General features: G+C 38.7%; 26 protein-coding genes. 16 read left to right on the forward strand and 10 right to left on the reverse strand.

The genetic code is table 11. The features are described from left to right. Window positions 1-8: 8 nt before the first annotated feature. Genes O2942_09390 through O2942_09430 form a run of 9 tightly spaced genes read left to right on the forward strand, consistent with a single transcriptional unit; the run spans window position 9 to window position 8,148 of the window. A complete protein-coding gene (locus tag O2942_09390; protein MDA0782461.1) occupies window positions 9-989 on the forward strand; it encodes an aminoglycoside phosphotransferase family protein in 981 nt (326 codons plus the stop codon). Next, window positions 986-1,492 carry a GNAT family N-acetyltransferase gene (locus tag O2942_09395; protein ID MDA0782462.1) on the forward strand — a complete coding sequence of 169 codons (507 nt, stop codon included), beginning with the start codon at window positions 986-988 and terminating at the stop codon, window positions 1,490-1,492. Before O2942_09390 ends, O2942_09395 begins: the two co-directional genes overlap by 4 nt. Further along, on the forward strand, window positions 1,485-2,690 hold the full coding sequence (locus O2942_09400; protein ID MDA0782463.1) for a phosphotransferase: 1,206 nt from the start codon (window positions 1,485-1,487) through the stop codon (window positions 2,688-2,690). The genes O2942_09395 and O2942_09400 overlap by 8 nt, the downstream gene beginning before the upstream one ends. 8 nt (window positions 2,691-2,698) lie before the next feature. After that, window positions 2,699-3,145 carry an NUDIX hydrolase gene (locus tag O2942_09405; GenBank protein ID MDA0782464.1) on the forward strand — a complete coding sequence of 149 codons (447 nt, stop codon included), beginning with the start codon at window positions 2,699-2,701 and terminating at the stop codon, window positions 3,143-3,145. Then, window positions 3,129-4,877, forward strand: coding sequence for an ABC transporter ATP-binding protein (locus tag O2942_09410; protein ID MDA0782465.1), 1,749 nt, complete (start codon window positions 3,129-3,131; stop codon window positions 4,875-4,877). The genes O2942_09405 and O2942_09410 overlap by 17 nt, the downstream gene beginning before the upstream one ends. Beyond that, window positions 4,856-5,482 carry a class I SAM-dependent methyltransferase gene (locus tag O2942_09415; GenBank protein MDA0782466.1) on the forward strand — a complete coding sequence of 209 codons (627 nt, stop codon included), beginning with the start codon at window positions 4,856-4,858 and terminating at the stop codon, window positions 5,480-5,482. Before O2942_09410 ends, O2942_09415 begins: the two co-directional genes overlap by 22 nt. Continuing rightward, window positions 5,472-6,371 carry a DMT family transporter gene (locus O2942_09420; protein ID MDA0782467.1) on the forward strand — a complete coding sequence of 300 codons (900 nt, stop codon included), beginning with the start codon at window positions 5,472-5,474 and terminating at the stop codon, window positions 6,369-6,371. The genes O2942_09415 and O2942_09420 overlap by 11 nt, the downstream gene beginning before the upstream one ends. 2 nt (window positions 6,372-6,373) lie before the next feature. Beyond that, window positions 6,374-7,249 carry an EamA family transporter gene (locus O2942_09425; GenBank protein MDA0782468.1) on the forward strand — a complete coding sequence of 292 codons (876 nt, stop codon included), beginning with the start codon at window positions 6,374-6,376 and terminating at the stop codon, window positions 7,247-7,249. Further along, a complete protein-coding gene (locus O2942_09430; protein MDA0782469.1) occupies window positions 7,246-8,148 on the forward strand; it encodes a DMT family transporter in 903 nt (300 codons plus the stop codon). Before O2942_09425 ends, O2942_09430 begins: the two co-directional genes overlap by 4 nt. Here O2942_09430 and O2942_09435 read toward each other — a convergent pair. Continuing rightward, entirely contained in the window at window positions 8,145-9,014 is an 870-nt protein-coding gene (locus O2942_09435) for a LysR substrate-binding domain-containing protein (protein MDA0782470.1), read from the reverse strand. The two genes, O2942_09430 and O2942_09435, sit on opposite strands and share 4 nt — an antisense overlap. Before the next feature lie 180 nt (window positions 9,015-9,194). Here O2942_09435 and O2942_09440 point away from each other — a divergent pair, with 180 nt between their 5' ends. From O2942_09440 to O2942_09465, 6 genes are read left to right on the forward strand one after another with little or no spacing between them, the layout of a single operon-like run. Continuing rightward, a complete protein-coding gene (locus O2942_09440; protein ID MDA0782471.1) occupies window positions 9,195-11,129 on the forward strand; it encodes a hypothetical protein in 1,935 nt (644 codons plus the stop codon). A 21-nt stretch (window positions 11,130-11,150) separates the two neighbouring features. Next, the gene (locus O2942_09445; protein MDA0782472.1) at window positions 11,151-12,797 is read left to right on the forward strand and encodes a phosphotransferase; all 1,647 of its coding nucleotides are present in this window, start codon (window positions 11,151-11,153) and stop codon (window positions 12,795-12,797) included. 19 nt (window positions 12,798-12,816) lie between these two features. After that, on the forward strand, window positions 12,817-14,514 hold the full coding sequence (locus O2942_09450) for a serine hydrolase (protein MDA0782473.1): 1,698 nt from the start codon (window positions 12,817-12,819) through the stop codon (window positions 14,512-14,514). Window positions 14,515-14,528: 14 nt separating this feature from the next. Beyond that, window positions 14,529-14,846 (forward strand): hypothetical protein, encoded by a 318-nt coding sequence (locus tag O2942_09455; GenBank protein ID MDA0782474.1) that lies wholly within the window; start codon window positions 14,529-14,531, stop codon window positions 14,844-14,846. Continuing rightward, the gene (locus O2942_09460) at window positions 14,822-16,270 is read left to right on the forward strand and encodes a serine hydrolase (GenBank protein MDA0782475.1); all 1,449 of its coding nucleotides are present in this window, start codon (window positions 14,822-14,824) and stop codon (window positions 16,268-16,270) included. The genes O2942_09455 and O2942_09460 overlap by 25 nt, the downstream gene beginning before the upstream one ends. Window positions 16,271-16,283: 13 nt before the next feature. Further along, window positions 16,284-18,077, forward strand: coding sequence for an LD-carboxypeptidase (locus tag O2942_09465; GenBank protein ID MDA0782476.1), 1,794 nt, complete (start codon window positions 16,284-16,286; stop codon window positions 18,075-18,077). 5 nt (window positions 18,078-18,082) lie between these two features. On the opposite strand, the gene O2942_09470 is transcribed toward O2942_09465, so the two are convergent. The 4 genes from O2942_09470 to O2942_09485 form a co-directional block, all read right to left on the reverse strand. Continuing rightward, entirely contained in the window at window positions 18,083-18,613 is a 531-nt protein-coding gene (locus O2942_09470; GenBank protein ID MDA0782477.1) for a GNAT family N-acetyltransferase, read from the reverse strand. Further along, window positions 18,613-19,146, reverse strand: a complete 534-nt coding sequence (locus O2942_09475; protein MDA0782478.1) for a GNAT family N-acetyltransferase — start codon at window positions 19,144-19,146, stop codon at window positions 18,613-18,615. Before O2942_09475 ends, O2942_09470 begins: the two co-directional genes overlap by 1 nt. Continuing rightward, on the reverse strand, window positions 19,143-19,970 hold the full coding sequence (locus O2942_09480; GenBank protein ID MDA0782479.1) for a phosphotransferase: 828 nt from the start codon (window positions 19,968-19,970) through the stop codon (window positions 19,143-19,145). The genes O2942_09475 and O2942_09480 overlap by 4 nt, the downstream gene beginning before the upstream one ends. A gap of 90 nt (window positions 19,971-20,060) precedes the next feature. Continuing rightward, window positions 20,061-20,309: a hypothetical protein gene (locus O2942_09485; protein ID MDA0782480.1), complete on the reverse strand. Its 249-nt coding sequence runs from the start codon at window positions 20,307-20,309 to the stop codon at window positions 20,061-20,063. A 178-nt stretch (window positions 20,310-20,487) separates the two neighbouring features. Between O2942_09485 and O2942_09490 the strand changes: the two genes are divergently transcribed. Next, window positions 20,488-20,769 (forward strand): hypothetical protein, encoded by a 282-nt coding sequence (locus O2942_09490; GenBank protein MDA0782481.1) that lies wholly within the window; start codon window positions 20,488-20,490, stop codon window positions 20,767-20,769. A gap of 387 nt (window positions 20,770-21,156) precedes the next feature. Here the strand turns inward: O2942_09490 and O2942_09495 are convergent, their stop codons facing one another. The 5 genes from O2942_09495 to O2942_09515 all read right to left on the reverse strand — a co-directional run bounded on the left by O2942_09495 (window position 21,157) and on the right by O2942_09515 (window position 25,616). Further along, window positions 21,157-22,821, reverse strand: coding sequence for a recombinase family protein (locus O2942_09495; GenBank protein MDA0782482.1), 1,665 nt, complete (start codon window positions 22,819-22,821; stop codon window positions 21,157-21,159). Continuing rightward, window positions 22,818-23,216 (reverse strand): DUF2924 domain-containing protein, encoded by a 399-nt coding sequence (locus tag O2942_09500; GenBank protein MDA0782483.1) that lies wholly within the window; start codon window positions 23,214-23,216, stop codon window positions 22,818-22,820. The genes O2942_09495 and O2942_09500 overlap by 4 nt, the downstream gene beginning before the upstream one ends. 74 nt (window positions 23,217-23,290) lie before the next feature. After that, window positions 23,291-23,713, reverse strand: coding sequence for a DUF5681 domain-containing protein (locus O2942_09505; GenBank protein MDA0782484.1), 423 nt, complete (start codon window positions 23,711-23,713; stop codon window positions 23,291-23,293). An 11-nt stretch (window positions 23,714-23,724) separates the two neighbouring features. Next, window positions 23,725-25,035 carry a site-specific DNA-methyltransferase gene (locus O2942_09510; GenBank protein ID MDA0782485.1) on the reverse strand — a complete coding sequence of 437 codons (1,311 nt, stop codon included), beginning with the start codon at window positions 25,033-25,035 and terminating at the stop codon, window positions 23,725-23,727. Window positions 25,036-25,391: 356 nt separating this feature from the next. After that, window positions 25,392-25,616, reverse strand: a complete 225-nt coding sequence (locus tag O2942_09515) for a hypothetical protein (GenBank protein MDA0782486.1) — start codon at window positions 25,614-25,616, stop codon at window positions 25,392-25,394. Between the last annotated feature and the right edge of the window lie 251 nt (window positions 25,617-25,867).

The raw sequence follows: 25,867 nt of genomic DNA on the forward strand, positions 1-25,867 counted from the left end.
GGCATAATATGGTACTTAAAAGTAATTGGGAAAAAACAAATGAATATACGGATGTAGATGAAAAAATCATCAAGCAGGCTATCCAAAATGCATGCCCTGAAAAAACGCTTGCCTCATACAGTATCATATCTGGTGGTTGTGCCAATTTGAACGTTAAAATCAGATTTAAAGATAGCAACGATCCTTTTCTTTTGCGCCTGTATCTACGTGATAAGGAAGCCGCATTAAAGGAGCAAAATATCTATAAAATGGTTGGTGATAAAATTCCTGTGCCGGAGGTTTTATGCGTTGGTAATACAGGAAGTTATCGATATGCGCTTACTAATTTTGTATCTGGAATAACATTGCGTGATACCATCTTGCATGAAAATGCAGAAGAACTATCCGATGCTATTTATGAAACTGGTTCACTCTTAGCCAAACTCCAAAATTATACCTTCCCTTGTTCTGGATTTTTTGACCAGAATCTCAAGGTACAAGATAGGTTAGAGCAAAATTTTTGTGTAGATTTTTTACATGAATGCTTAGAAAGCTCAACAGTTTCTAGTGAGTTAGGAAGCAATCTTGTAAAGCATATAGCTGAAATTGCGGATCAATATGCATCCTACTTTCCTAATAACTCAGAACATACACTTGTCCATGCGGATTACGACCCGTCTAATATTTTGGTAAACAAGCAAAACGGTAAATGGAAAGTGACGGCCATTCTGGATTGGGAGTTTGCCTTTTCTGGTTCTTATTTATGTGACGTAGCAAATATGCTGCGTTATGCACACCAGTTGCCGGATTCATACGAGCAGTCATTTTTACAAGGTTTGCAAGATGCTGGCATAAAATTACCGAATAATTGGCGTATCACAATTCACTTGCTGAATTTACTATCTTTGCTCGACTGTCTGGTACGATCCGATCCTAAAAATAGACCAAACCAATGTAAGGATATAAAGGAGTTGATTGGACATATTGTAGATCAATTGGAGGTATCATGAAAATAAGGTTACTTAATGAGCAAGACATCACTGCATGGAAAAAATTAAGATTGTTAGCTTTAAAAGATTCGCCAGAATCTTTTGGATCCTCTTACGAAGAAGAAGCTATCTATTCAGACGATGATTGGAGGTCTTCTCTTAATAAAAGCCAAATTTTTGGTGCTTTTATAGATACTGCATTAGTAGGGTCGGCTGGATTTTTTGCCTTAAATACACCCAAAACAAGGCATCGAGGAGTTTTATTTACAGTATATACAGAGCCTGATTATCGAAAGCAGGGTGTGGCAAGAGCTTCGATTCAAGCTGTTGTTGACCATGCTAAATCAAATGTTGAGCAACTTCATGTGACATGTGTTACCAGTAATTTAAGTGCTCTTAAAATGTACAAAGAATTCGGTTTTTCAATTTATGGCACTGAACCAAGCGCTCTTAAAATCGGAAATAATTTTTTTGATGAGCATTTGATGGTTTTGAATTTAGAGGGGAATAAAAATAATGAATAAACTTGACCCAAACATTAAACAAGAAGTACTGGGTATTCTGGCCAAGAGTTTTTCCCATGATATTCAAATAAAGTCCGTTATTCGCTTAAGCAAGCCAGAAAGACGTAATTTAATTCTCAGAATTATATTACAATCTCCATCTGGCAAAACGCCTCAAAGTTTAATTTTCAAACAATCTTTCCACGAAAAAGATTCCGATGATGAAAAAGAATTGCTGGGAAGATTTGCCAGAGACTGGGCTGGGCTTGAATTTTTAAGTGGGTTAAACATAGAGCCATCCATTGCGCCACAATTTTATGGTGGCAGCGAAAAACATCGCTTTATACTACTGGAAGATTTAGGTGATGTGCATTTTAGCTTGGTGGATTCTTTAACTGGCAAGGATAGAAAGGCAGCAATTGCAGCACTCACAAGATATATGCAGCGCATGGGACAATATCATGCCAGTGCTTACGGAAAAACAGACGAGTATAATAAAATTTTGCAGAAGCTAAACCCTGGTGCAAAGGTTTGGAAGGATGATTTTGATGATCTACCCAAAGCCAATACTATGCTGGAGAAACTTGGTATAAAATCCACATCGGAATTAGATGAAGAGATTTTCCGTGTCTTTAATACTATGAAAAAATCTATGGATTTTACTACATATATTCATGGAGATATTTGCCCGGATAATGTATTTGATGATCCAAAAAATGATATAATGCATGTTATTGATTTTGAATGGGGGTATGTGGGAAATGCGCTATTGGATGCAACTTATTTGCGTATGAGTATGCCTACATGTTGGTGTGTGAAAGCACTCCCTAAGGATGTCATAGAGCCTCTTGAAATAATTTATCTACAAGAGCTTGCAAAAAACATTCCGGCAGCTTTGGATGATAATTTATATAATGAATCCTATGTTTGCGCTTGTGCTTATTGGGTTGTTATTTTATTCGCATATGGCATTGACGGTGTTTTGGATAAAGAGCTCGATATATTAAACACTGAGTTTAAAGATCCTCATCCTAATTGGAAATCAGAATATAATATGGCCCGACCACGTTATTTGCATCGCCTTCAAGCATTTATTGATATTTCAGAAAAGCATGGCAAATTACCGCACCTGAAATTAGCATCCGAGCAGGCTTTGAAAGAACTAAAAATTCGTTGGCCTGACACTAAACCGCTGGAATTATTTCCAGCTTTTATATGAGTGTAACTATGGCAAAAATAATATCAGCAGCGAGAGCTTGTGTTATAAATGAAAATAAACTGTTGCTAGTCAGTAATAACGGTAGCTATTGGTATCTACCGGGTGGACATATGGAGCCACGTGAAAATTTGGCGGCATGTGCTAAACGTGAGGTATATGAAGAAACTGGCTATGAGGTTACTATCGGTGAAATTATTTATGTTTTTGAATTTTATGACAAAGAATTCGATAGCCATAAAGTCGAATGCGTATTCCGCGCTTCTATAGATATCCACCCTGAAAAACATGAATGGGAAGATTTAGGGCATGACAAGTCGGTAACCATGAAGCAGTGGTTTACCTTGGAAGAAATTCAAGCGCGTGACGATGTGCAGCCAAGTTTTATAAAGGAAGGAAAGTGGCTGCAGGATACAGAAAATAATGAGGTATACAGAGGGTATGAAGAATCAAAATAACAGTTTAAATTCCTATATCGTAACCTTATGCAATCAGTATAAAGTATATCTGATATCCCTTTGCATAATAGCTGTGTTAGCGGCTATTTTTAACATTTCCGTTAACTACAAAATCAAGGAAATGATTGATACAATAGCAAGTGATAGAGGCGCAGGACTTGGGTGGTTGATTGCAATGTTCGCATTTTATAAGCTAATGCATCATGGCATGTATTTTATAAATCGTTTACTGGATATTCGTTATAAACCGATGATGCTGGAGCAGACGGTAACTGATCTTTACAGCAAGATTATTGGTCATAGCCTGCATTGGTTTGATTCGCATCTATCTGGCGAAATATCCAGTAAAATAACAGATTTTCAGCATGGCATAACCCACCTGGTTACGTTTATTTTCAGAGCATTTATTAATGTACTGACTGTGATAATCAGCTTGTTATTTTTAACACAAGTTCACTCCCAGCCAACAATTGTACTGACCATTTTTGTGCTGATTTACTCGCCGATTATTTTCCTACTCCTTCGCAAGCAAATGCAGCTACAGGGCAAGTATGTAGAAGCAAGGCAGAAAGCCACAGGCATTATCAACGATAATATTAGCAATATTTTTGGTATAAAAATTATAGGCAATAGTGATAGAGAATTTAAATCAAACTTATTGCCTGCGCTACTAAACTGGAAATCGTGGGATAAAAAAACACGCATTTTTGATGCATGGTGGGTTGATAATGCCGACACCATAATGATTGCAGCAATGAGTGCCGTGCAGATTTACCTGCTAGCTCATTTATATCAGGATAACCATATAACCGCTGGAGGATTTGCCTTTGCAGGGATGATCACATTAAACATACATGCTGATCTTGATAATTTTATGGATAGCTTATTATTCAACATCAATCCTTCCATAGCCCAAGTGAAGTCATCATATAAATTTATCAATGAAAAATATGATGTGAAGGATAAGGAGGGTGCTGAAATCCTCGGTCTAGTCAAAGGTGAGATCGAATATAAAAATGTCCATTTTGCCTATGGAGATAGCGACAAGTCGATATTGAAGGGTTTTGATCTTCATATAAAGCCCGGCGAGCGGCTTGGAATTGTTGGTATGTCAGGAGCTGGCAAAACTACTATGACCAAGTGCCTGCTACGCTATTTTGATGTTGTGAGCGGCGAGGTTTGTATTGATGGGAATAATATTGCAGATGTTACTCAGGAAAGCCTGCGTGCAAATATTTCCATAATTCCTCAAGATATAACAATGTTTCACCGTACTATTCGTGAGAATTTGCTGCTGGCAAAATATGATGCAAGCGATGAGGAGATAATATCTGCCTGTAAAAAAGCCAAAATCCATGAGGATATTATGGCGATGGAAAAGGGCTATGATTCGGTTGTGGGTGAGCGTGGTGTTAAGGTAAGCGGTGGTCAACGTCAACGTATTGCTATCGCACGGGCAATCTTAAAAAACGCACCGATATTGATTTTGGATGAGGCAACCAGCAGCCTCGATACGCCAACTGAAACGCTCATTCAAGAGTCAATAAATGAGGTGTTGGAAACAAGTAATGCTACAGTTATAGCAATTGCTCACCGTCTTTCCACACTCAAGCACATGGATAGAATTATTGTGCTTGATAAAGGAAAAATTGTTGAAGAAGGTAAGCATGACGGGCTTATCCGGAAGAAGAACGGAGTATATAAGAAGCTATGGGAGATGCAGGTAATATGAGCGAAATTAACAAACAGAACGTCTATGAAGTTTATGATAAAATCTTTGAGTGGTATGATAATGCTCGCACTAAAACACTAATGGAGAAGGAATATCTTGATCTTGTATTAGATCATATTGGTTCTGGCTCAAATATTTTGGATTTAGGCTGTGGAACGGCAGAACCTATTGCCAAATTTTTCATTGAAAAAGGTCATAATATTACGGGAATAGACGGTGCAGACAATATGATTGCTATATGTAAAGAGCGTTTTCCTAAGCAGGAATGGATCTTGGGTGACATGAGAGAATGTAACTTAAAGAAAAAATTCTCAGCAATTATTGCATGGGGTAGTTTTTTTCATCTTCCACATGATGATCAGCGCCATATGTTTTCTATCTTTAAAGGTCATGCAGAAAATGGGGCTATTCTTGTGTTTACCTCTGGTCCAAAACATGGGGAAATAATAAGTCAAATGGATGGTCATGATTTTTATCATGCAAGTCTTGGAGAAGAAGAAAATGAGCAGCTACTGAAAGATCATGGGTTTAAAGTTATGCTGTATCGGGCAGAAGATAAAAATTGCGGTGGTCAGACGGTATGGGTAGCAAAATATGACCAATAAAACCCAAGCAACAGGCATATCATGGATGATACTCCACTGTTTACTTATCTCAATAATGTCAGCAATGGTGCGTGAGATATCAGACCAATTTCATGTATTTGAAATAGTTTTCTTTCATAATTTTGTAGCATTTCTGCTGATGATTCCCTTCATATTCACAGGGGGGAGATATAAGCATTTAAAAACAACAAAGCTGAAATTACACCTATCAAGGGCGATACTTGGCGTTATTTCTCTGGCGATGTATTTTTATGCATTTACGGTAATTCCGCTAACTGAAGCGCGTGCAATAGCTCTGACAGGGCCGTTAGTTAGCTCATTATTAGCTGTCGTTATATTAAAGGAAAAAACTGGTTGGCATAGAACTTTGGCACTGGTTATCGGTTTTGCAGGTGCATTAATTATCTTAAAACCTGGCACAACAAGCTTTTCATATTTTTCTATTATGGTTATTGCCGCCGTTGGTATGTGGGCAATAATTGATCTGATAATCAAGGTTATGAGCCGCACTGAATCTACCGCAACGCAGCTCTTCTATCTTACCGGACTCATGACCGCCTTTTCATTGCCAGGAGCTATATATTATTGGCAAACACCCTCATCCTATGAACAATATTTATGGCTCATAGGATTGGGCATTATTTTCCTTGTAAATTGTATGGCTGTTTTTAATGCCTATAAAAATGCTGATATTACTGTCGTAATGCCGTTCGATTTTTCTGGTATGGTATTTACCACTATCATTGCATATTTTGCATTCAGCGAGGTGATTGACATTCCAACGGCAATTGGCTCGGTTATTATTGTGATAAGCAGTGTTTACATTGCAAGACGAGAAGCAAAAAAGGCTAAAGAAATCCACGCCATTCCACCAAGGTCGGAGGTATAGCCATGCAAATTTATTACATATTACTTGCTATCCTAACTATGGCACTTTGGGGCTTTAATTTTGTTGTCGCCAAAATAGTTTTAGCGGAATTGCCGTTATTTACTATGATGACCATCAGATTCATATTGGCGAGTTGTATTCTAATTCCATTTTATAAAAAACCACCAGCGCATATTGGCTATATAGCCTTACTTGCTTTTGTATTTGCTGTGTTGCATATGGGTGGAAGTTTTGGTGGCATGGCCGTGGGTCTGGATGCAGGCATGGCTACACTTATTGAGCAAACTAATGCTCCATTTTTATTAATACTTGGGACTATTTTTCTGAAAGAAAAGATTGGAATAAAAAGTATAACAGGCATTATCTTATCATTTATAGGAACATATATATTATTACAAGCCCCAACCAGTGCCAGCAATCCTATTGGTTTTGCTCTGGTGTTGGCGGGGGCATTTTTCTGGGGTGTCTATTGCCTATTACTTAAAAAGCTAAAGGATGTTCCTGCACTGGCGCTTGTAGGCTGGATTTCATTATTAGCAGCTCCAATGACAGCAATAATATCCTTATTTACCGAAACCAGACAATTGGAATCTATAGCCAGCGCAAGTAATACAATATGGCTTTTAATGATATATATGGTTATAGCCGTATCCATAGGGGCGCATGGCTTGTGGTGTTATCTTTTATCTCGTATGTCTATTGGACATTTAGCTCCAACAACATTGATGGTTCCTCTGTTTGGTGTTTTAGGTGGTGTAATGTTTTTGGGAGAATTATTCTCACTGCAAATAGCCATAGGAGGTACTTTGATAATCATTGGTGTTGCAATTATTCTGTTGCGTAGACCCAAAACTGTAGTAGTGGATATCGACGTATGACATCTATCTGGATAACCGCCTGTATCTTCGCTGCCTTTTTCCAAACCATTCGCACAGGTTTGCAAAAACACCTAAAACAACATCTATCAACAGATAGCATAAATTGGGTGAGATATGCTTTTGGATTGCCATTTGCAGGTTTGTACCTATGGGTCTTGCTGCAATATGGTTATTCCACCCCGGAAATAAATTATACTTTTCTGCTATATTGTATAGGTGGTGGAATTTCTCAGATTATCGGTACGCACCTGCTTATTTCATTATTCTCACATCGTAATTTTGCCGTTGGCACAACGTATGCCAAAACAGAGGCATTACAAACAGCATTACTCGGCATCATATTATTTGGTGAAGTGTTGAGTATTGGCGGTACTATAGCCATTATATTGGGCGTTTTAGGTGTTGTGATAATCAGCTTAAGTGAGTCACATACAAAGCCAATCTCAATTTTCAAGAAACTCACGCATAAAACCGCATTGATCGGTATAGGAGCGGGTTTAGGTTTTTCACTATCTGGGCTATTCATTCGCCAGGCTACATTGATATTGGATGGTTCTGCTATTATCAGTGCGGCTCTGACATTGGTGACAATGATAGCAATTCAGATTGTTATTCTTGGAATATGGATAACTTACTCCAATCGACATGCATTCAGGCAAATATTGCAGCATGTAAAGCCATCAATATTGGTAGGATTAACCAGTACACTTGGCTCTATCGGCTGGTTTACGGCCTTTGCGCTTACAAATGCAGCTTATGTTAAGACAGTTGGACAAATTGAACTGATATTCGCTCTTCTCATATCACACAAAATATTTAAAGAAGCTATCAATAAATCTGAAATTGCAGGTATGGCCTTGGTTGTGGGGAGTATTTTGCTACTGGTTTATTTTCATTAGCCCTGCTGTATAAACTCCCAAAATGCCAATTTAGCAGGTGAATGATATTTATGTTCCTTCATAAATATAGCAGCGTCCACTGTTGGTAAGTCTACCAAGTCTCTCATGACAACCACATCTTCTTCCAAGTGACTGTTTTCAAGAACAATTTCAGGTAATATAGCATACCCTAAGCCAGCAGCTACCATTGCTAGAGTTGCCTCATTACCGTCAACATAACTATGTATCATAGGCTCTACATCATTATCTTTGAATATTTTCTCAATAATTTTAACTATTGCGGGGTATTTTGATACGATAACGGGTAGTTTTTCAAGGTCTTTAAGGGATTGAATCTTTGGGAGAGATGGTGAGCCAACAACAACAAGTTTGGAACTTGAGATGATTTTGTGCTTGGTATCTACAGGAGCACCACCAAATATAGGCTGAATAACAAAATCAACAGCATTATCAATTAGTCGTTTCATTGACCTTTCAGGGGATGCGGTAGTGATATTCAGAGAAATATTCGGGTATTTTTCTATAAAAGCTTTTATTATATGCGGCAACACTCCGTATGCTATAGTTACTGTACATTCAATTGTTATACTGCCTTTTAGCGATTCAGAATCGTTGGAATGTAAGTTATGTTGCAATATTTCGAACTTTGTTAAAGCGTCTTTGGCAAAGCTGTAAAACTCTTCCCCTTGCTTGGTTATAATAACGCTTTTATTGTCTCTAATGAATAATTTACACTCTAATTCTTCTTCCAAGCGCTGAATTATACGACTTAAAGTTGATGGTGTCATATGGTGAATCTGGCTTGCTTGCCTGAAATGCAGGCTATCTGCCAATGTTACAAATATACTTAGTGTTTTATAATCCATTATTGAAAGCCTTCTACGTTGCGTATTATGCAATCAAGTATTGCATATAATTCAATTTATTTCAATAGAAGATGTGTTATAATACTAGTGCATAATATGCGTTGATCTGCGTGCAAGTAACTATATTTTAACACTTATGTGCTATAATATTTAATAAGACGAGCAAGGGTAAAATTATTTATGTCAAAAGAATCAAAAGATCAAATTATTAGGCCATCTAGCACATCGCTTTTTCGTGAAGATAACGGTATTCCTCACAAACTATACGATGGCTTATTAGAAGATAATCCGGGCATGAGGATAGAACCCCTTGATAAGCATGGTAACTTCAAACTAGTGGATAAAGTTAACGAAGGAAAATTTATAACCTTTGCATCAAAAGAGCAAAATGGTTCACATAATACCGAGAAATACCGTATTAATGTCGAGCAATTTGATGGAGAACTCCAATTAAGAGATTTTGCTAGTGCAAGCCCTAAAGGATGTTTAATTCCGATGAAAATAACGGTGCAAAAAGGAGAATTAGATTTAGAGGCAAGCTATCGAGATAACACTACGGGTCGTAGCCCGCCTGTTAGTATAGTTGATAAAAATGATAGGTTTGGTATGGCCATGGGCTTTTTAGCACCTTATACACACCATACTGAATGCAGCATGGAACGTGGTCATAAAGCTACAACAATGGCAGAAGAAAGTAAGGGAATGGAGCCGACAGGCGAAGCAAAAATGCAGCCCACAGCAAGTATGGGAAAGATGTTTGCTTCCGCAATGCTTATGAAATCATTCGAGAAGCTAGAAGACAGGCTGGATACAAGATTAGAGGCTATAGGTAGTCATGCAAAACAGGAATTTCTGGCCGCAAATGACGCCACCACCTTAATGGATGTACCAATTGCAAAAACAATAGGTTTTTTGGAAGATAGGGGTATGGGGGCTGAGGCCGGAAGATTGCAAAAGGTTAATGACTTTATTGGCCAAATGCAGCCTAGTGATGAACTAAAAGATGTTGAGCATAAAGGGGCCATTGAGCGAAGAAATAATATAACTCCAAGAAGTCTGGTTAATCAAACAGCAAATCTTTCTGAATCGATGGCATGGAAAAATAAAGACGGAGTTGCTTTTTATGATGAATGGAATAAAGACGAAGCTACTGAATTTTCTACTGAAACTATATTAGCACATACTCCGGGAAATCTTTCTCAAAATATCATAGATTTTAATGGCGTTGAGCAAGTACCATACCGCAATGGTAATCTAGTAGTGGCTGGAGAAGTTGCTAAAGCTATATGGGAAGGTGACTCTCCTTCACTTCAGGAAATACTAACAGAAGTTGCTCCTGGCGCTCATATTATTACAAAAAGAAGTGATTTGCAGGGGCTTGATTATGCAGAATCTAAATATACCAATGGTAAAAAAGACTTTAATACAGGAATTCCGACTGATGCAGGTGGAGCGGCAGGAAATTACATAGCCTCACCAGAAGTTGTTGCTCAATTTTCTCAAGATTATATAGGGGCAGGTTTATCGGATAGCACTCTCTTTCAAAGAGCTGAATATCAGAATCTTATGACTAATGTAATCAGTGATGCGGCAAAACATCCTTCGGTTGACCAAACCCCATATGAGTTGGGCTTAATGTGTATTGCTTTAGATAAAAGTGATCCACGCAGAGAAGACGGTTATACGCATATGGTTGGCCATGATGGTGATACGCCTAATATTTACACTGATGCATTTACACTTGTTGGCATAGATGAAGATGACAGAATAAGTAAAGTTGGAGCTACAAAAGTAAATATGTCGGTACGTGACTCTCGATCTTTTGAAGATTTTAATCAGAAAGTGATGGAGCAAAAACAAGTTAAGCAGCTTGATGCCCTTGATTTGGCCACCATGGCTCCAGTATCAGGCGAGGTTGAGAGTATAGCAGCTAGCTTAGGTGCTGAAATGTCTATGAAACCACCTTTAGGGTTAAATGAAGAATCTATGGAAGAATTAAATGAGATTAAAGGCGGACTTCAAAAGCTTATGGAAAAGAATCCTAAAGAAAAAACTCATACCCAGAAAATGGCCGATATGAATTTGAAATCACCAGGTGGTGCTAGGGAAATTTAATGCCTAGAGTAGGAGATCTGTATGTTGCATCCAGAGTTAGAAGAAGAAAAAGAACAAAATTACCCAACAGTCAAAAAAATGCTAGTTGGTAATTATGGCCAAGTGATTGGTGATATTGGAGACGCAACTATTCGGGCAGAAGAAAGTGGCAACCAAGGTTATGGATTTCATGTTACCTTACCTGGGAGTGAATCTCCTGATTTTTTCTTTAAGATTGAAAAGCAGCTACAAGAACGCCAGCCACAGGAAGAAAAACGGCTTGGAGAAGTGCGTGAATTTATGGAATCACTGCATAATGCAGCTAGGGAATCTGAAAAGTCTGGTAAACAGCCATCACTAGACTCAGCTAAATTTATTAGAGATAATTCTAAAGGGCTTATTGGAGCTTTATCTGGAGAAGGCATGCCAGAAGGTTTGGTCGGTCATGAAATAAGCCTACAAACTAATCTTGGGGCGTCAAAGCTTCCTTTAAGGGAAGACATGTTAGAAAAAAGAGAGAATATATCATACGATGAACAAAAGGAAAATCCCGACCCAAAGTTTGAACGTAGCACCAGGCAGGCTATTGACGTTAATCCATCTAATTTTCCATCCTATATAGTAGCAGAAATGGCTGGAACTTTGGGTAAATTGCATAATGCTGGCCAAGATAGGGAATTTACATCTAGCAATGCAGAATTCAACGAATTGGTTGGAGATGGTTCTGTGTTTAGACAAAAATTTGAAGAATTCTCTAGAATATCTAGTCCAACGAAGAGCCAAAGTAAAGTTATAGAGCTAATGGGTCGTCTGGCAGAAGAAAAAGAAAGCGGGAAGTTAGAGGCATTTACAGATGTGCTTGATGACTTTGACAAACTTCCTCAGACTAGAGCTGTTCATCATGATGCTCATCCTTTAAATTTTCTTCAGAAAGAAAGTGAACAAAAGGAAATGGCAATACCAGGAGAAGAACAAATTGTACCGATTGATATGGAAGACTTATCAATTGGACCACGCATTGAAGATTTAGCCTTACTAATTGGACAAACCAAGATTGACCATAATGCATTAAGGCCTCATGAAGATATAAATCCAATGGGTAAAAATATAGATCAGGAGACTGCTACAACCATTCTTCGTGGCTATGAAGAAGTGGCATCTCCTCTTACAGAGGCTGAAATTAAACATATGTTTAATTTCAATGCTGGTAGCCGTGCCCGTGATCAATTAGCCAAAATAGCTCAAATAACTCCCGAACAATTTGAAGCAAATAAATTTGATAGTCTTGCGCTTTATAGAGGTGGTACATTTGATAAAGCTGTAAGTTTTTCGCTGGAAAAGCCACTTGCGGTATTTGAGGAATCAAAAGAAAATGATTTAGTTCCACTTATAACGAAAGCTAGAAAACAGATACGTGATAGCCAACAAAATTTAGATGGCCTCGACCTTGAAATAAAGCCTGGTCAATTGGGCAGAATAGGTCAGAAAGAAACTTCGTATGGAAAAGCTGCATCCAGTCCCACGTCAAAAGATGGGGTTCCAGGCTTAGATCAAGAATCCATGGGGGAATTAAACGAAATAAAAGGAGGACTTCAAGATTTTATGGAAAAAGAACCAAAAGAAAAAAATCATACCCATAAAATGGCAGATCTGAATTTGCGTTCTTCTGGTGGCTCAAGAGAAATTTAACAGACTAAAGAGGAAAAACATGCGATATCCACCTTCAGCTAAAAATCTAGATATAGTAGTGCCTGTGCTTCTTGAGTCTTTAGAGCCTCAAAAAGACAAAGATATAGGCCATTTATTAGATTTAGAGGCAGAACATAAAGATTCAGATAGTGTCTTTAGAGGTGTCGGTGCGCATGTAGTTGGATGTTCGGCAGCAGTTACTGTTTTTTCTGGACAAGAGTCCAAATCTGAATGTCACACTCAAGGAAAATCAAATTTCCTAGCTGAAGATGAAGTTGCCCCTGAAACAGTCTTTGCAGTAGCAAGCTGCACAAAAATGATTACTGCTGCTACAATTTTACGAATGACTGAACATGAAGATTATAAAGAGCAATTCCCTGAAGGAATAAACACTTCTCTATCTCATTTTGTTCCTGCCCTAAAAGAAAAGTATCCAGATAGTACGTTTGTTAAAATGATTGAACAACATCCTCATCATGAGGATATTACGCTAAGAGACCTGCTGCAACATACGCATGGAATGGGAAAATATAATAATTTAAAAAGTGATTGGGGTGATTTGGATGAGGCAAAAAAATATGTGGATGGTCAACACACAGATTCAGAGTATGGAAAACATACTTATAGCGACACAGGACCTGATCTAATAGCTCTTATTGTAGAAACAGTTGCCTCGAAAGCACCTGTTAATATTGCCAGTCCAGATAAGTCATTTGCTGATGTTGCAAGGGAATTAGTTATAAATCACCCTAAGCTTAAGTTAGAAAACACACTAATGCCAGATGACATTGAGCAAGCGGTTAGTGATGGTGGTAAGAAAATGGCGCGTGGGTATTGTGACGAGGGAACACCAGCTGAAGATAAAGACTATCAAGGAGCTTTAGCTGCTTTTGGCGCGCGTTCAACACCAACTGATATGAATAAATTGACAAGGGCATTTTTAACCCAAGATCCGGATGCTTCCCTTTTTGATAGCCCAGAAACTTTAAAACAAATGCAACGAATGCACGAGCTTTCTGAAAGTGAAAAAAAACCAGGTTTTGCTCATGTAGCTTATGGCCTTGGATATGAAAAGTTCCCAAATGGTTTAATTGGGCACGATGGACAAAATAGGGCCTTCAAAGCGCGGGTTGAGTACGACCCAACACAGGATAAATGTGCCACGGTTTGTTATGTTGAAGAACATGCTTCACTGATCATGGCTGATAGCCTTTCTGCTGGGATGTCTGAGGAAGAACTTCTACGTTCACAAGAAAAGATTTTGGCACAATATACTCCCGAACAATTGATAAATGATTATGAAAGAACTAGGACAGATTTTATAGAAAGACCACTGAAGCAGCAACTAGATGCCCTAGATCTTGAAGTAAAACCTGGTCAGCTAGAAACACTTGAAAAGCAAGGTGGTTTAGATGTGCCGGTTCATGAAAACAGGCATGGAAGTCCTGACATTCCAAATCCACAAAAACGGTCATTCGACACTCCTCTGCAAACCCGTAAAATAAACCCTGATGCAGTAGAGATATATGGTGAAGCAGCATCCAGTCCCACATCAAAAGATGGGGTTCCTGGCTTAGATAAAGAATCCATGGAAGAATTAAACGAAATAAAAGGCGGGTTTCAAGATTTTATGGAAAGAGAGCCAAAAGAAAAATCTTATACCCAGAAAATGGCAGATCTGAATTTGAAATCACCAGGTGGTGCGCGTGAAATTTAGGGAGATATTAATTTATGACAAAAGAGCTGTTTAGGCATTTAGTAGAAAACAAGAAAATCCCCGATGATACGCACTTCCTAGAAAGTGAAGCAAATGAAGTTCTTGGAAGTTATAAAGGGGCTTTAAATGCTCACCTTGTTGTTGTCGATAAAAACGGTAATATCATACAACAATTTAAAGATGGGCACGAAATTGAATCAAAAGAAGTAGCCTATTTTCCTTTCCATAAAGCTGGTAGTACAACAAAAACACAGATCAGCTCTTTTGTTAGAATTAATATGTCAATAACCACTGAGGAGAAAAATATATGGTTAATATTTTTGAAGAGTTAGTAACAGGAGGTATAGTTAGTCCTGAAACATTAGAAGACGAACCAGGTAGAATTCTTGGGGATTACTCAGGTCCAGTAACCTCCGGCACGGTTGTTTTAGATGAAAAGGGGAACATTACCCAAAACCTTCAAAATGGAATAAATGTTGAACCTGCAATAGAACAGCCATTTCATAAAACAGGAAGCATTGCCAAAACTATAACATCATATTTAGTACATGAGTTGGAGAGTAAAGAGAGTAAAGAGAGTAAAGAAGTTGGTCTTCCTTCAATTGTTATAAATCGAAAAATACACGAATATTTTTCACCTGAAGAGCTCGTTGGTTTAATGCCAAGTTTTAATGGTAAAGCCAAGGAACTTAAAAAATTAGGTAATCATACTCTGGGTGATTTGCTATGTCATCAAACTGGTTTGGGTGATATTGGATCATATGAAGATTTAGTTGAAAAAAGAACCAATGGTAGTTATGGACACTATAAAATGCTAGAAGGCATTGAGGGAACTTTAGGAGAGCCGCAATATTCCAACGCCGGTTTTGAACTATTGGGCGCTATAGTTGAAAAAGCTACTGGCAAAGAAATGTATGAATTGCTTCATGACAATGTTTTTAAGCCTATGGGTTTGACTGCTGCATTTCCTGATAAGAATGGTACGTTACAAGAAATTGGTAATTCTGATGGGATCAAAGAATTTAATACGAGAAAATTAAACCCTACTTTCATGGTTATTGGTGATGAACTGTTAGAAAAAGATAATGTTAGCTATTATGCATCTGGAGGTCTAATTATGCCACCGGATCAACAGGCAAAACTAATGCATAATATAGGCAATTCTGAACACATAGCAAAAATGACACAAGAGCAACTTGGTGATGACCAAAGTTTTTACGGATATGGTATTGGAGGCGTTAAGGTTGATGGCAGGATTGGTAAAAATGGCTCTGTTATTTGTGCTAGAACGGAAATGTGGCATAGAGCTCCTGATAATAATGGCAACGGTTATACAGTTATAAGCACAGCAACATATGTTGGTGAAGTAGGAAATAATGAAAGACATAGCAGACCAGATGTTGCTGAGGCATTGTTGGAGCGTGTTAGAGGCAAAGGGCTTCAGCCATCTCCTGATGTTTTAAGAGATGTTGCCGGTGAGATGTCCAGAGATGGAACAATAGCTGAGCTAAATGCAATAATTAAAGAAGAAAAAGAAAAGAAACAAGTTAAACAACTGGATGCCCTAGACCTTGCAACAATGGCCGATTTATCACCTGAAGTTTTGAGGGAGGCAAAAGCATTAGGTGCAGAAATCACAGCTAAGCCTCCATTACATGGAGAAAGCAAAGATATGGAAGAAAAAAACTCCTGGGTTGATAAGAGCGCGAGGACTAACAAAAACAATCTAACTCCTGGCGGTGCTAGGGATATATAGTAAGGTAATATTTATGAACGAGCATAAGAGTGGTTCAGAAAAGCCAATAAAAATAGGAATTATAACGCCTTCAAGTAATTGGGCATGCGATGTTGAAATGAAGGGTGAAAAGTATAATGGAGCAAAGTCGGATTATACAAGAAAGGTTGCATCAGCAACATTACAATCACGCGGCTATGAGGTGGTAGGTTTAGAAAAGTACCCTATGGTTCCACCAACACAAAGTGAAAAATTAGGTTTTGTTCCCCAGTCACCATATTCAGCCGCAGCAGAATTTATAAGAATGGTTCATGAGGATAAACCTGATGTGATGTGGGCGATGGATGGTGGAGCGTATGCTACAAACGTAGCACAGCTTTTAGATGAATATGCAAGTAATCCAACAACGTTCCTTAAGCAACATGCCGTTGACCCATTAACGGGCCTTCAGCTAAATTATGGTGCAGGTGCAGAAAAAGGACTTGAAGATGCAAAAAAGCCATTGATTGTAGGTTATAGTGATATAGGAAATATTCAAATATCGATGAAAAAACACGGATTTCCTTCAATGTACGCACCAACGGTTGGATTGGGCCATCCACTTGATCCTGGTTATCCAGAACCTGATCACAAAAAATTTGCAGAAAGAATGAGAGTATGCACCAGTGGCATAAGTAGCAATAAATTGATGGATGAAAGTCATGGTTTTAAAGGGATTGATTCAACATGGGGAGCAATGCTTGAGCCTACATTTGAACAAATAAATAGATTTGTTAGAGAAAAAAGCTCTGGATTTCAAATAGAATCGAAACATGTAGCTGATTCAGGGCATTCATTAGGTGGCGAAATCTGGGCTGGCTCTACATCTATTATTGCAAATAGTTTAGGAACAAGTTGGGAAATTGATTTTCCTAGTGACACTATACTCATGCCAGAACTTATGGGACAAGTGGACTCAAAATTTATTGATAATATTGATCTATTAGCAGATACAGGAAAACTTAGTAACGTCAAAGCAATTGTTTTTGGTGTGGTACCAGGAGAAGAGCGCAATAAAAAAATTGCTCAGATTAAACAAAAAGCTCAAGAATATGATATCCCCTTCTTTATTCTTCCTGAAGAACATACTTTCGGTCACTTTGATCGAGATAAGTATGATCAATTTGTTCCCTTACTCAATGGCCAGCGAGCTAGCATTACTAGAACTTCCGAAGGAATTCAATTGGATTTAGGAGATAGAATAATTGGAGGGTTAGAGGACACTATTCCTTCTCAAAAAAGAATGCGAAATAAAAGTGGTATTACGCCTATTTCTGAGAACTCTTCATCTATTGAATATAGTTTGAAAGATTTATGGAAACTAAAAGCAAGCAGTTCAGTTGACTTTTCTGGACAAGATTTGGTTGTTAACCTGGATGAACAAAGTTGCTCTATGGGAAGTCCAGAAATATATCTTCAGGGCATTCAAAGCGCAGGTGTTTTTGATAACACCAATTCAATAAAATTTGTTGTATCTGATAAAGATCCTCAATATTTGAATTGCCTAGATTATTTTACTGAACAACTTAAAACATCCGGCAGAAATATTGGTGATATTTCTGTAATAGACTTAAATAAAATCCAACAACTTGATGCCCTTGATTTGGCCACCATGGCTGATTTATCTCCTGAGGTTTTGAGGGAGGCAAAAGCATTGGGTGCAGAGATTACTGCAAAGCCACCATTACATAGAGAAAGTAAAGATCTAGAAGAAAAAAGTAGTTGGGTTGATAAAAGCGCGAGGACTAACAAAAACAACCTAACTCCCGGTGGTTCCCGGGATATATAGTGTAGCTATTTACGGCTTTCCCTATACAAAACATGTGGTTTTAGAGGGTGTCCGTCTTTCAAATTAGGGTGGTCGAAATCATCAGCTTCATCATGTGTCATACCAATTTTTTCCATCACCCTACGTGAAGCTTTATTATTTTTAGTTGTGAATGAAACGAGTTCTTTTAAATCTAATTCATCAAAAGCAGAATCACGGACAACTATAGCCGCCTCCGTAGCAAAACCAAAACCCCAGTGTTCATAGGCCAGTCGCCAACCAATCTCGGTAGCAGGCGTAAAATGTGCATCAAAGCCAGGGATGCTCAAGCCAGCAAAGCCAATAAATTCTCCGGTATCTTTGCGTTCAACAGCAAATAACCCAAAACCATGTTGCTCAAAATGAGTTATAATCTTTTTGGCCAAAGAATTAGATTCTTCTTTGCTGAGGATTTTTGGCAAGAATTCACAAACATACTCACATGCATTTAAAGCTGCAAACGGCTCCAAATCTTCCTCTTTCCAATTTCTTAATATCAGTCTTTCAGTTTTAAGCATTAATAAGTATCCTTATTACAAATCATCCAAGTAGCTGCTAACTCTGAAATTTTATTAACCACTGTAAAACCAGTTTTTTCATAGGCACGAATAGCACCTTTATTGGCAGTATCAGGGTCAACGAAACAGGCATCAAATTCTACAAGAACATGCTCTTTTAGAAAACACCGCAGAATTTCAGTGCCAATTCCATGACCAAGATAACTTTCTTCACCGATATAAAAATCAATCGCAGCAAGGGATTTAGGTAATCCTTCTACGCTATAACCCTGCTCATGCGGAAAATCATATTTATCGTAATATTGGATATAGCCAACTGGCTGGTTATCAACCTCAACAATGAAAGCATGCATAGGTTTTTTGATATCACTAAGAATTTTAAAGCCTTGCGTATAGGGTCTATATTTCTTTTCGATTAGCTCTTTTGTATATTGAATATCCTGATCCCACCACTGCTTCACATGCGGTGATTCCAGCCATTTTAGTAATAAAAGGAAATGCTGTTCTTGTAATTTGGCAAAGATAATGTTCATAATTCTATTACCTTCTTAAAACCTTCCGCAGCAATAATCGCCCAATCAGAGTTATTGCCTGATTCTACCGACCATATTCCGGCAAGTACGCTTTGTGCAAAAGCCCAGCCGATAACTCTTTTTTTATCATACCCCAAACGCTCACAAATGATATCAACACGCTGCCGGATAATATTAGGCGATGCATAAATATCCGACCTATCTATCGGATTACGCAAAAATGCACCTACCTCATAGCACGGCTCACCTACGATGCCTTTCGGATCAATAGCCAACCAACCATGGTCTGCATCGTAGAGAATATTGTCATGATGCAGATCTCCATGCAGTAAAATGGGTTTTTCCTGTGATGAAACTAAATCAGCAAATACCTCCTTGGCTTCTTCAACTAATGTTACTGGAATTTGCTGGTCACCTGATGCCATACAGCTATCAAATCCTTCGGCCCAATTTGTGATAGTTCGATAGTCGCCTTCATAATCGCTGTTACGATGAAGTTTTTCTATCACGTCACATAATATGTGAGTTGCCTTTTTATCTTCGTTGTTTAGCGTCAATTCCTTCAAATGTTTTCCGGGTGTAGCACGAGTCATTAACGTGGCATTGTCTTCGGTTTTTAACACCTGAACCGCACCATACCCATTATAATGTTGCAAAACAGATGTTGTACGTTCTTCTTCGGTATCAGATGCAATTTTAAGCACTGCAGGTTGGTTCTTATATTTGGCAAATACAATCAGTCCTGTTGCTGTCTCGACAGGTTCAGATTCCAATTCAAGCTGCCATTCCTTGGCCAATTTATCTAGAGTAGTTCGATGGCTCATATAAAATAATCCAAAAATTTATTATAAGCACACATCATATTAGAAAATAGCGTATTCATCCAATCTAAAATCATGTGATGATGGCATCTACTAATTTGTCAAAAATAAGCCTTTTATTTGTTCAAAATACTCATGATTTTCGGATAACCATTCCACGGTTTCCCTGCAATTCTTGTAACCCTGCGCCTCTCCATATTTATCATCCCAATCAATAAGTAATCTTCCAATTTCTCTTAAATCGAGGTCGCCCATCCCCGTTTCCTCAATTTTCTTCATGTTATTAGCAACATAATCCGGTATCTCCGGCATTTGTATTTGATGTAACATATTAGCCTCCATTGTTGCGTTATACCTACACATCCAATGAAGCCATAGGTGTTGGAGAACATCAAGTTGAATGGAGGTGGTTACGGTTATATTTCAATGTGTTAGCTATTTGATTGACTTGCGGCTTTTTCCAGGATTGATAGATATGGATTTGTAGGTATAATCGGGTTTCTAAATTTTAGGAAAAATAATGCCAGTTAATGAAAAACCTATTAGTACGTCGTTTTTTAAAAGTGGGATTAGTGAAATCGTTGACCGATGGGCTGGAGATAACAACACTACACGCCATAAAGCTGCAATGAAAATAATATCGTCTGCAATCGGCGGAGAAGTAAAAGTATCCTTCGATGATCACAATATAATTGCACATCTTCCTGAACCCTACGTGCAGAGTTGCTATGATTCTGGTAAGGATGATAATGGCATTATTGAAAACTGTATAAAGCTTGGTTTACAAAAACTTGATGGATAGAAAAATATTGCGGATTCGAATCCCAAAGAAGGATTCACATAGCTTGCAAAAAGTTATCAAACTAGCCCACTTGTGTACACACCCAACAAACTGCGAACTTTTTAGTGCACATTGAATGTGAGGCAGAGTAAGGGCTGTAGAGGGCGAGAGAGGTTCGGTAAAGGGGTGACTTACACCGCCATTGATTTTTATGTTTCCATTATAATTAATAGTCTACCAGCAAATGCCCCGCACTTCCGGGGATTTGCGGATATATTACTTCTTGCAACCTCACCGTGAGAGCGGAGAATGAGAGGGATTATCCGTTAGAAATGCCTAAAGTCTCATATGCGAAGTTTCGTGGTGCGTTTGAGGTTTTGTGCTGATGTAACAATATTATGATTGGGATTAGATTAATCCAAGAATCTGGCGCTGTTCCTGCCAATCATATGTTCTGACTGCGAATAGTTTTTCGACAGTCCACTGGACGGGATGCGAGCCTTCAATAATCATCTCAATGATATCTGGTGCAAGGAAGCACAGGCGCATAACACGGCTTACATAAGTGGCTGAGTTGATATTATTTTCTTCAGCTATTTCTGTAATTGTTACTTTCTCACCTGATATTAATTGCTCATTCCATAAAAAGCTGCGGGCGATAGCTTTGATAAGCTGCATGTTTTTATTGGATGCAACATCGCCGATAATGACTTTGCTGCCGTTATTGGTTGCGGCGAGTTTAATCTCACGGGTCAGGTGTATTTGTCTTTCAGGTTTTTCAGCTTTTCCTTCAGCCATATTTCCTTGCAAGGCTTGAATCAATCTGTCAGCACATAAATATATCTGCACCTTACTATCGGACAATTCTATTCTGTGAACAACTGAGCGGATAAAAGCTCGCTCTTTGTCTATATCATCAAATTTTAAATGTTGAGCTGTATGCATCAGCTTCTTTTGCTGCGTTAGCTCTTCGGATTGAAGATGATATTGCAAAGCCTCGCCATGTTTCAAGAAGGCCAGTATTTCTGATTTTACTAATTGTTCTATTTCATACGCCGGGATATTCGGCAGACTTCCTGCCTTGTGTGAGTAGCCCTGAATAATTGCCTGTGAAGTATAATATCGATAATGCAGCTTTCGAGTGCGGCTATGTTTAGGGCTCATGTGGTTGCCCCTATCATCAAATAGTAGACCTGTTAATAGGCACGGAGATTTTGTGCCTGTTTTACCAAACTCTTTCCGGCGGTTGCTTGCAATAACTGCCTGCACTTTTTCAAAAACATCAATTGGAATGATGGCCTCGTGCTCACCAGGATAGCTTTTATCTTTATGGACAATCTCACCGATATAGATACGATTTTGTAAAAGCCTATTAAGGTTCGTGCGGCAAAATGATAGACCACCGGATGTTTTACCATTTTTAAAAATACGCTTTTTCGTTACGATACCATCAGCATCAAATTCGGCTTTTAGCAAATGAACAGACTTTAGCTCTAAATAACGATCAAACATATGCCGGACTGTTTTGGCCTCAGATTTGTTAATAACAATTTTCCGATCTTTAGAATCATATCCAAGTGGCGGTACACCACCCATCCATTTACCTTTTTGCTTTGAAAGGGCGATTTTATCGCGGATGCGTTCGCCTGTTACCTCGCGTTCAAATTGGGCGAAGCTAAGTAGCACGTTTAGCGTCAGCCTGCCCATGGAAGTGGTGGTATTAAATTGCTGCGTTATTGAAACAAATGATACGCCCTTTTTATCCATCACATCAACCAGCCGAGAAAAATCGGTTAATGAGCGCGTTAGGCGATCAACTTTATAGACAACAATAATGTCAATTTTGCCGTCTTCAATACCCTCCATCAATTGCTTGAGTGCGGGACGATCCATATTGCCACCACTAAAACCGCCGTCATTATATTCATCAGGCAATAGCTCCCAGCCTTCATGCTTCTGGCTAATAATATAAGCTGCACAAGATTCACGCTGAGCATCAAGAGAGTTGAACTCTTGCTCCAACCCTTCTTCGGAGGATTTTCTTGTATAAATGGCACATCGTATTTTCTTCATCGCTTTTTAACTCCGAAGAAAACTTTGCCATTCCAGTTGGTGCCCGTGATATGCCGCGCGATAGTTGACAGGCTGGTATATTCTTTGTCTTTGTATCGGAAGCCTTTTTCGATGGTAATCACCTCATGTTTTTCTCCCTTATGTTGCCTTATTAGCCGAGTGCCGGGCTTTATTACAAGATTACTATCCGGCATAAAATCAGTGCCTTCACGTAACTGCTGTGTTAGTCGCTTAACTTGCGTGTTTATTTTACGCTTTAAGCCGCCATATTCTGATGCCTGATTTGTCCACTGGATATGGCCTTGCATAAAATCCTGACTTGCACGAGGCGGCGGGTCATCTTTAAAGCATTTTCGCCAATTATCCTTTAGCTGTTTTATTGATGTATTTTGCATGGAAGCGCCCTTTGGCTAAAGTTAATAACCGCAGTAACGCTTCCTTTGTAGACGAAGTCGAGTCTTATTTTGTACTATTCTCTATCTTCGTCTAATTCATCTTTCCAGTGTTCCGCCAATTCACCGCGACTTGGTATATATGGCAGAATAACCTCAATTTCTGGATTAGATTCACCAAAATACTCAGATAACTCCAAAACCTTCTTGATAGCAAATTTATCACCTTTGGTAGCTAATTCTTTTAGCCGCATTAAGGTGACTTCTTTGCCAGTCAGATAAACCTTGTTACCATTAACAACTATTGGCTCTTTTTTGTTAAAAAGATCATTATAAATGTCTTGAGTTCTCTTGGATTTATTCTTCGGTCTGCCTTTTTTATTGCCGGACTGGCCAGGTTTAAACTGACCACTTTTAGGTGGGTTTTTATAGCCAGGAGGACCGCCGAATACACCATTATTGCTATTTTTGTTACTTCCATTTTTATTCTTTTTAGCCATTAGCTTTTCTCCTACAATTTTGAGTTAGCAACCTCATCAAATGAATCAAATGCATCGTTTAATGCTTCCTCTCCGGTTAATTTCTGCCAGCGACGAACAATCACATCGCAATATTTAGGATCAAGCTCAATACAGCGAGCAATACGTCCTGTCTTTTCCGCTGCAATAAGCGTAGAGCCGGAACCGGCAAATGGATCAAGCACGATATGCCCACGTTTTGTGCAGTCTTTTATGGCATCGGCTATCATAGTCACTGGTTTGACCGTTGGATGGAGCTTTAAATCAGACTGATTTCGACCAAAGCTATTCACGCCTTTGTAATCCCAAACATTAGTGCGGTAGCGGCCATGTTTGCCAAGCTCAATATTGTTTATATGAGGCTTTTTGCCGTGCTTAAAAACTGCTACCAATTCATGTTTGGAGCGGTAAAGTGAACCCATGCCGCCATTATCTTTATTCCAAACACAAATGTTTTTCAGGTCGGCATAGAATTCTTTGCCAGCCCTGATAAGCACATCAATGTGCCTCCAATCCATGCAAATATAATGCAGTGAACCATCCCGACTGAAACTACTTGCTTTGTCACAGAAATCTTCAAGAAAACTATAAAACTCTGCGTCAGTCATCTCACCGGATGCCATGGCAAATTCTGCATGTTTTATTTTACCATTGCCGCATACATGCCCATCAATTGGCACATTATATGGCGGGTCGGTAAACACCATATCAGCACGCTCTGTATCCAGCAGCCTGTCATAGGTTTCATTCTTTAGGGCATTTCCACATATTAGAATATGCTGCCCAAGCTGCCAGATATCGCCAAGTTTTGTAATAGCAGGCGAGTTATCAATATCCGGAATCTCATCTGCCGGATCGGCTTCTTGTGGCTCGTCAGAATCAATTATTAAATCGATTTCTGCCATTTCAAAACCGGTAATCTCAATATCGAAATTAGTTTCGATGGAAAGCTCCTTAAGCTCAATTGATAGCAGGTTCTTATCCCAGCCTGCATTCGAGGCAATTTTATTATCCGCAATTATATAGGCACGAATTTGGTTTTCTGAGAGATGGCTTGACGAAATAACCGGCACTTCCTTCATGCCAAGTTTCTTCGCCGCCTCCACACGACCATGCCCTGCCATAATTCGATTATTACTATCAATAAGGACAGGATTCATAAATCCAAACTGCTTTAGGCTGTTCGCAATTTGTTGAATCTGTTTGTCGGAGTGTGTGCGGGCATTGTTTTTGTAGGGCTTAAGTTCTTCTGGATTAATATAAGCAATATGCATCTCATGCGATGCAAGTTTTGTTATAGGCATTGTCAAATCTCCTTGCCTTCAGAACAAACTGCTCGCGTAACTTATGTTGAACACAACACAAGGTATGCTGAAAACAGCTGTTCGGTTAAGTAAGCTTTGAGATTGATACGCCTAGCATATCAAGAAACCGGTTCGTCTAGCGAGTGTTGGCCTGACCAACCCGGGAACTTTTCAGCAGAACTGAAAAGGAAAAAGCAATTGCAGATACCTCATCTGCAACATTGGTATTGTATCAAATACAAGATTATATGCAATAAGAAAAATAAAATACTGTATTTGAAATAGGTGGAATAAATTATATTTTGCATAGTAACAAGTGCGGTTAAGATGGTGTAATTTATATTTTATCTTTACCGCTATTCGCCGCGATAATATTTATCCTTCCACTGGGATTTTTCTTTGCTATCTTCATTATTAGCAGCCTTAGAAAATGGTGACATAATAACGGCTATAGCTTCTTTGAAAAAATAAGAAATACCCAGAACCATTCCGGCAAAACTCACTCCTATAAACGCTTGCACCCAAGGTGTTAGTTGAGAAAACTTGTTCAATAAATCCGCTGAAAAGCTGTATTCGTTCATATATGACTCCCTTTGTTATTTAACAAAACGGTCACCAGAGTCAACTGGCGACCGGGAGTTAGTAACGTGGGCTCATAGAGTTCACGCGCGACAATCTTTAGCCGCGAGGCTTGGACATACATTGCCGCCTCCCGGACATAAAGTCGGAAAGCGACATCTTCGGCACGCTAATGTTGAGAAGCGCACCAATAACGATTGATGCCAATCGCTACAAGCCAGAGGTTACTAAGCCCCGGAACTGCACTTGCAGT

This window comes from Pseudomonadota bacterium (assembly GCA_027620075.1).
Taxonomy (GTDB): domain Bacteria; phylum Pseudomonadota; class Alphaproteobacteria; order Rickettsiales; family UBA6187; genus 1-14-0-20-39-49.

Coding starts and splice junctions, on each gene's coding strand:
- O2942_09510 (MDA0782485.1), bottom strand. CDS start 25,035: ATGCCTATAACAAAACTTGCATCGCATGAGATGCATATTGCTTATATT.
- O2942_09420 (MDA0782467.1), top strand. CDS start 5,472: ATGACCAATAAAACCCAAGCAACAGGCATATCATGGATGATACTCCAC.
- O2942_09415 (MDA0782466.1), top strand. CDS start 4,856: ATGGGAGATGCAGGTAATATGAGCGAAATTAACAAACAGAACGTCTAT.
- O2942_09475 (MDA0782478.1), bottom strand. CDS start 19,146: ATGAACATTATCTTTGCCAAATTACAAGAACAGCATTTCCTTTTATTA.
- O2942_09410 (MDA0782465.1), top strand. CDS start 3,129: ATGAAGAATCAAAATAACAGTTTAAATTCCTATATCGTAACCTTATGC.
- O2942_09490 (MDA0782481.1), top strand. CDS start 20,488: ATGCCAGTTAATGAAAAACCTATTAGTACGTCGTTTTTTAAAAGTGGG.
- O2942_09515 (MDA0782486.1), bottom strand. CDS start 25,616: ATGAACGAATACAGCTTTTCAGCGGATTTATTGAACAAGTTTTCTCAA.
- O2942_09485 (MDA0782480.1), bottom strand. CDS start 20,309: ATGGAGGCTAATATGTTACATCAAATACAAATGCCGGAGATACCGGAT.
- O2942_09460 (MDA0782475.1), top strand. CDS start 14,822: ATGGTTAATATTTTTGAAGAGTTAGTAACAGGAGGTATAGTTAGTCCT.
- O2942_09495 (MDA0782482.1), bottom strand. CDS start 22,821: ATGAAGAAAATACGATGTGCCATTTATACAAGAAAATCCTCCGAAGAA.
- O2942_09435 (MDA0782470.1), bottom strand. CDS start 9,014: ATGGATTATAAAACACTAAGTATATTTGTAACATTGGCAGATAGCCTG.
- O2942_09500 (MDA0782483.1), bottom strand. CDS start 23,216: ATGCAAAATACATCAATAAAACAGCTAAAGGATAATTGGCGAAAATGC.
- O2942_09405 (MDA0782464.1), top strand. CDS start 2,699: ATGGCAAAAATAATATCAGCAGCGAGAGCTTGTGTTATAAATGAAAAT.
- O2942_09440 (MDA0782471.1), top strand. CDS start 9,195: ATGTCAAAAGAATCAAAAGATCAAATTATTAGGCCATCTAGCACATCG.
- O2942_09395 (MDA0782462.1), top strand. CDS start 986: ATGAAAATAAGGTTACTTAATGAGCAAGACATCACTGCATGGAAAAAA.
- O2942_09465 (MDA0782476.1), top strand. CDS start 16,284: ATGAACGAGCATAAGAGTGGTTCAGAAAAGCCAATAAAAATAGGAATT.
- O2942_09425 (MDA0782468.1), top strand. CDS start 6,374: ATGCAAATTTATTACATATTACTTGCTATCCTAACTATGGCACTTTGG.
- O2942_09445 (MDA0782472.1), top strand. CDS start 11,151: ATGTTGCATCCAGAGTTAGAAGAAGAAAAAGAACAAAATTACCCAACA.
- O2942_09390 (MDA0782461.1), top strand. CDS start 9: ATGGTACTTAAAAGTAATTGGGAAAAAACAAATGAATATACGGATGTA.
- O2942_09450 (MDA0782473.1), top strand. CDS start 12,817: ATGCGATATCCACCTTCAGCTAAAAATCTAGATATAGTAGTGCCTGTG.
- O2942_09400 (MDA0782463.1), top strand. CDS start 1,485: ATGAATAAACTTGACCCAAACATTAAACAAGAAGTACTGGGTATTCTG.
- O2942_09480 (MDA0782479.1), bottom strand. CDS start 19,970: ATGAGCCATCGAACTACTCTAGATAAATTGGCCAAGGAATGGCAGCTT.
- O2942_09470 (MDA0782477.1), bottom strand. CDS start 18,613: ATGCTTAAAACTGAAAGACTGATATTAAGAAATTGGAAAGAGGAAGAT.
- O2942_09430 (MDA0782469.1), top strand. CDS start 7,246: ATGACATCTATCTGGATAACCGCCTGTATCTTCGCTGCCTTTTTCCAA.
- O2942_09505 (MDA0782484.1), bottom strand. CDS start 23,713: ATGGCTAAAAAGAATAAAAATGGAAGTAACAAAAATAGCAATAATGGT.
- O2942_09455 (MDA0782474.1), top strand. CDS start 14,529: ATGACAAAAGAGCTGTTTAGGCATTTAGTAGAAAACAAGAAAATCCCC.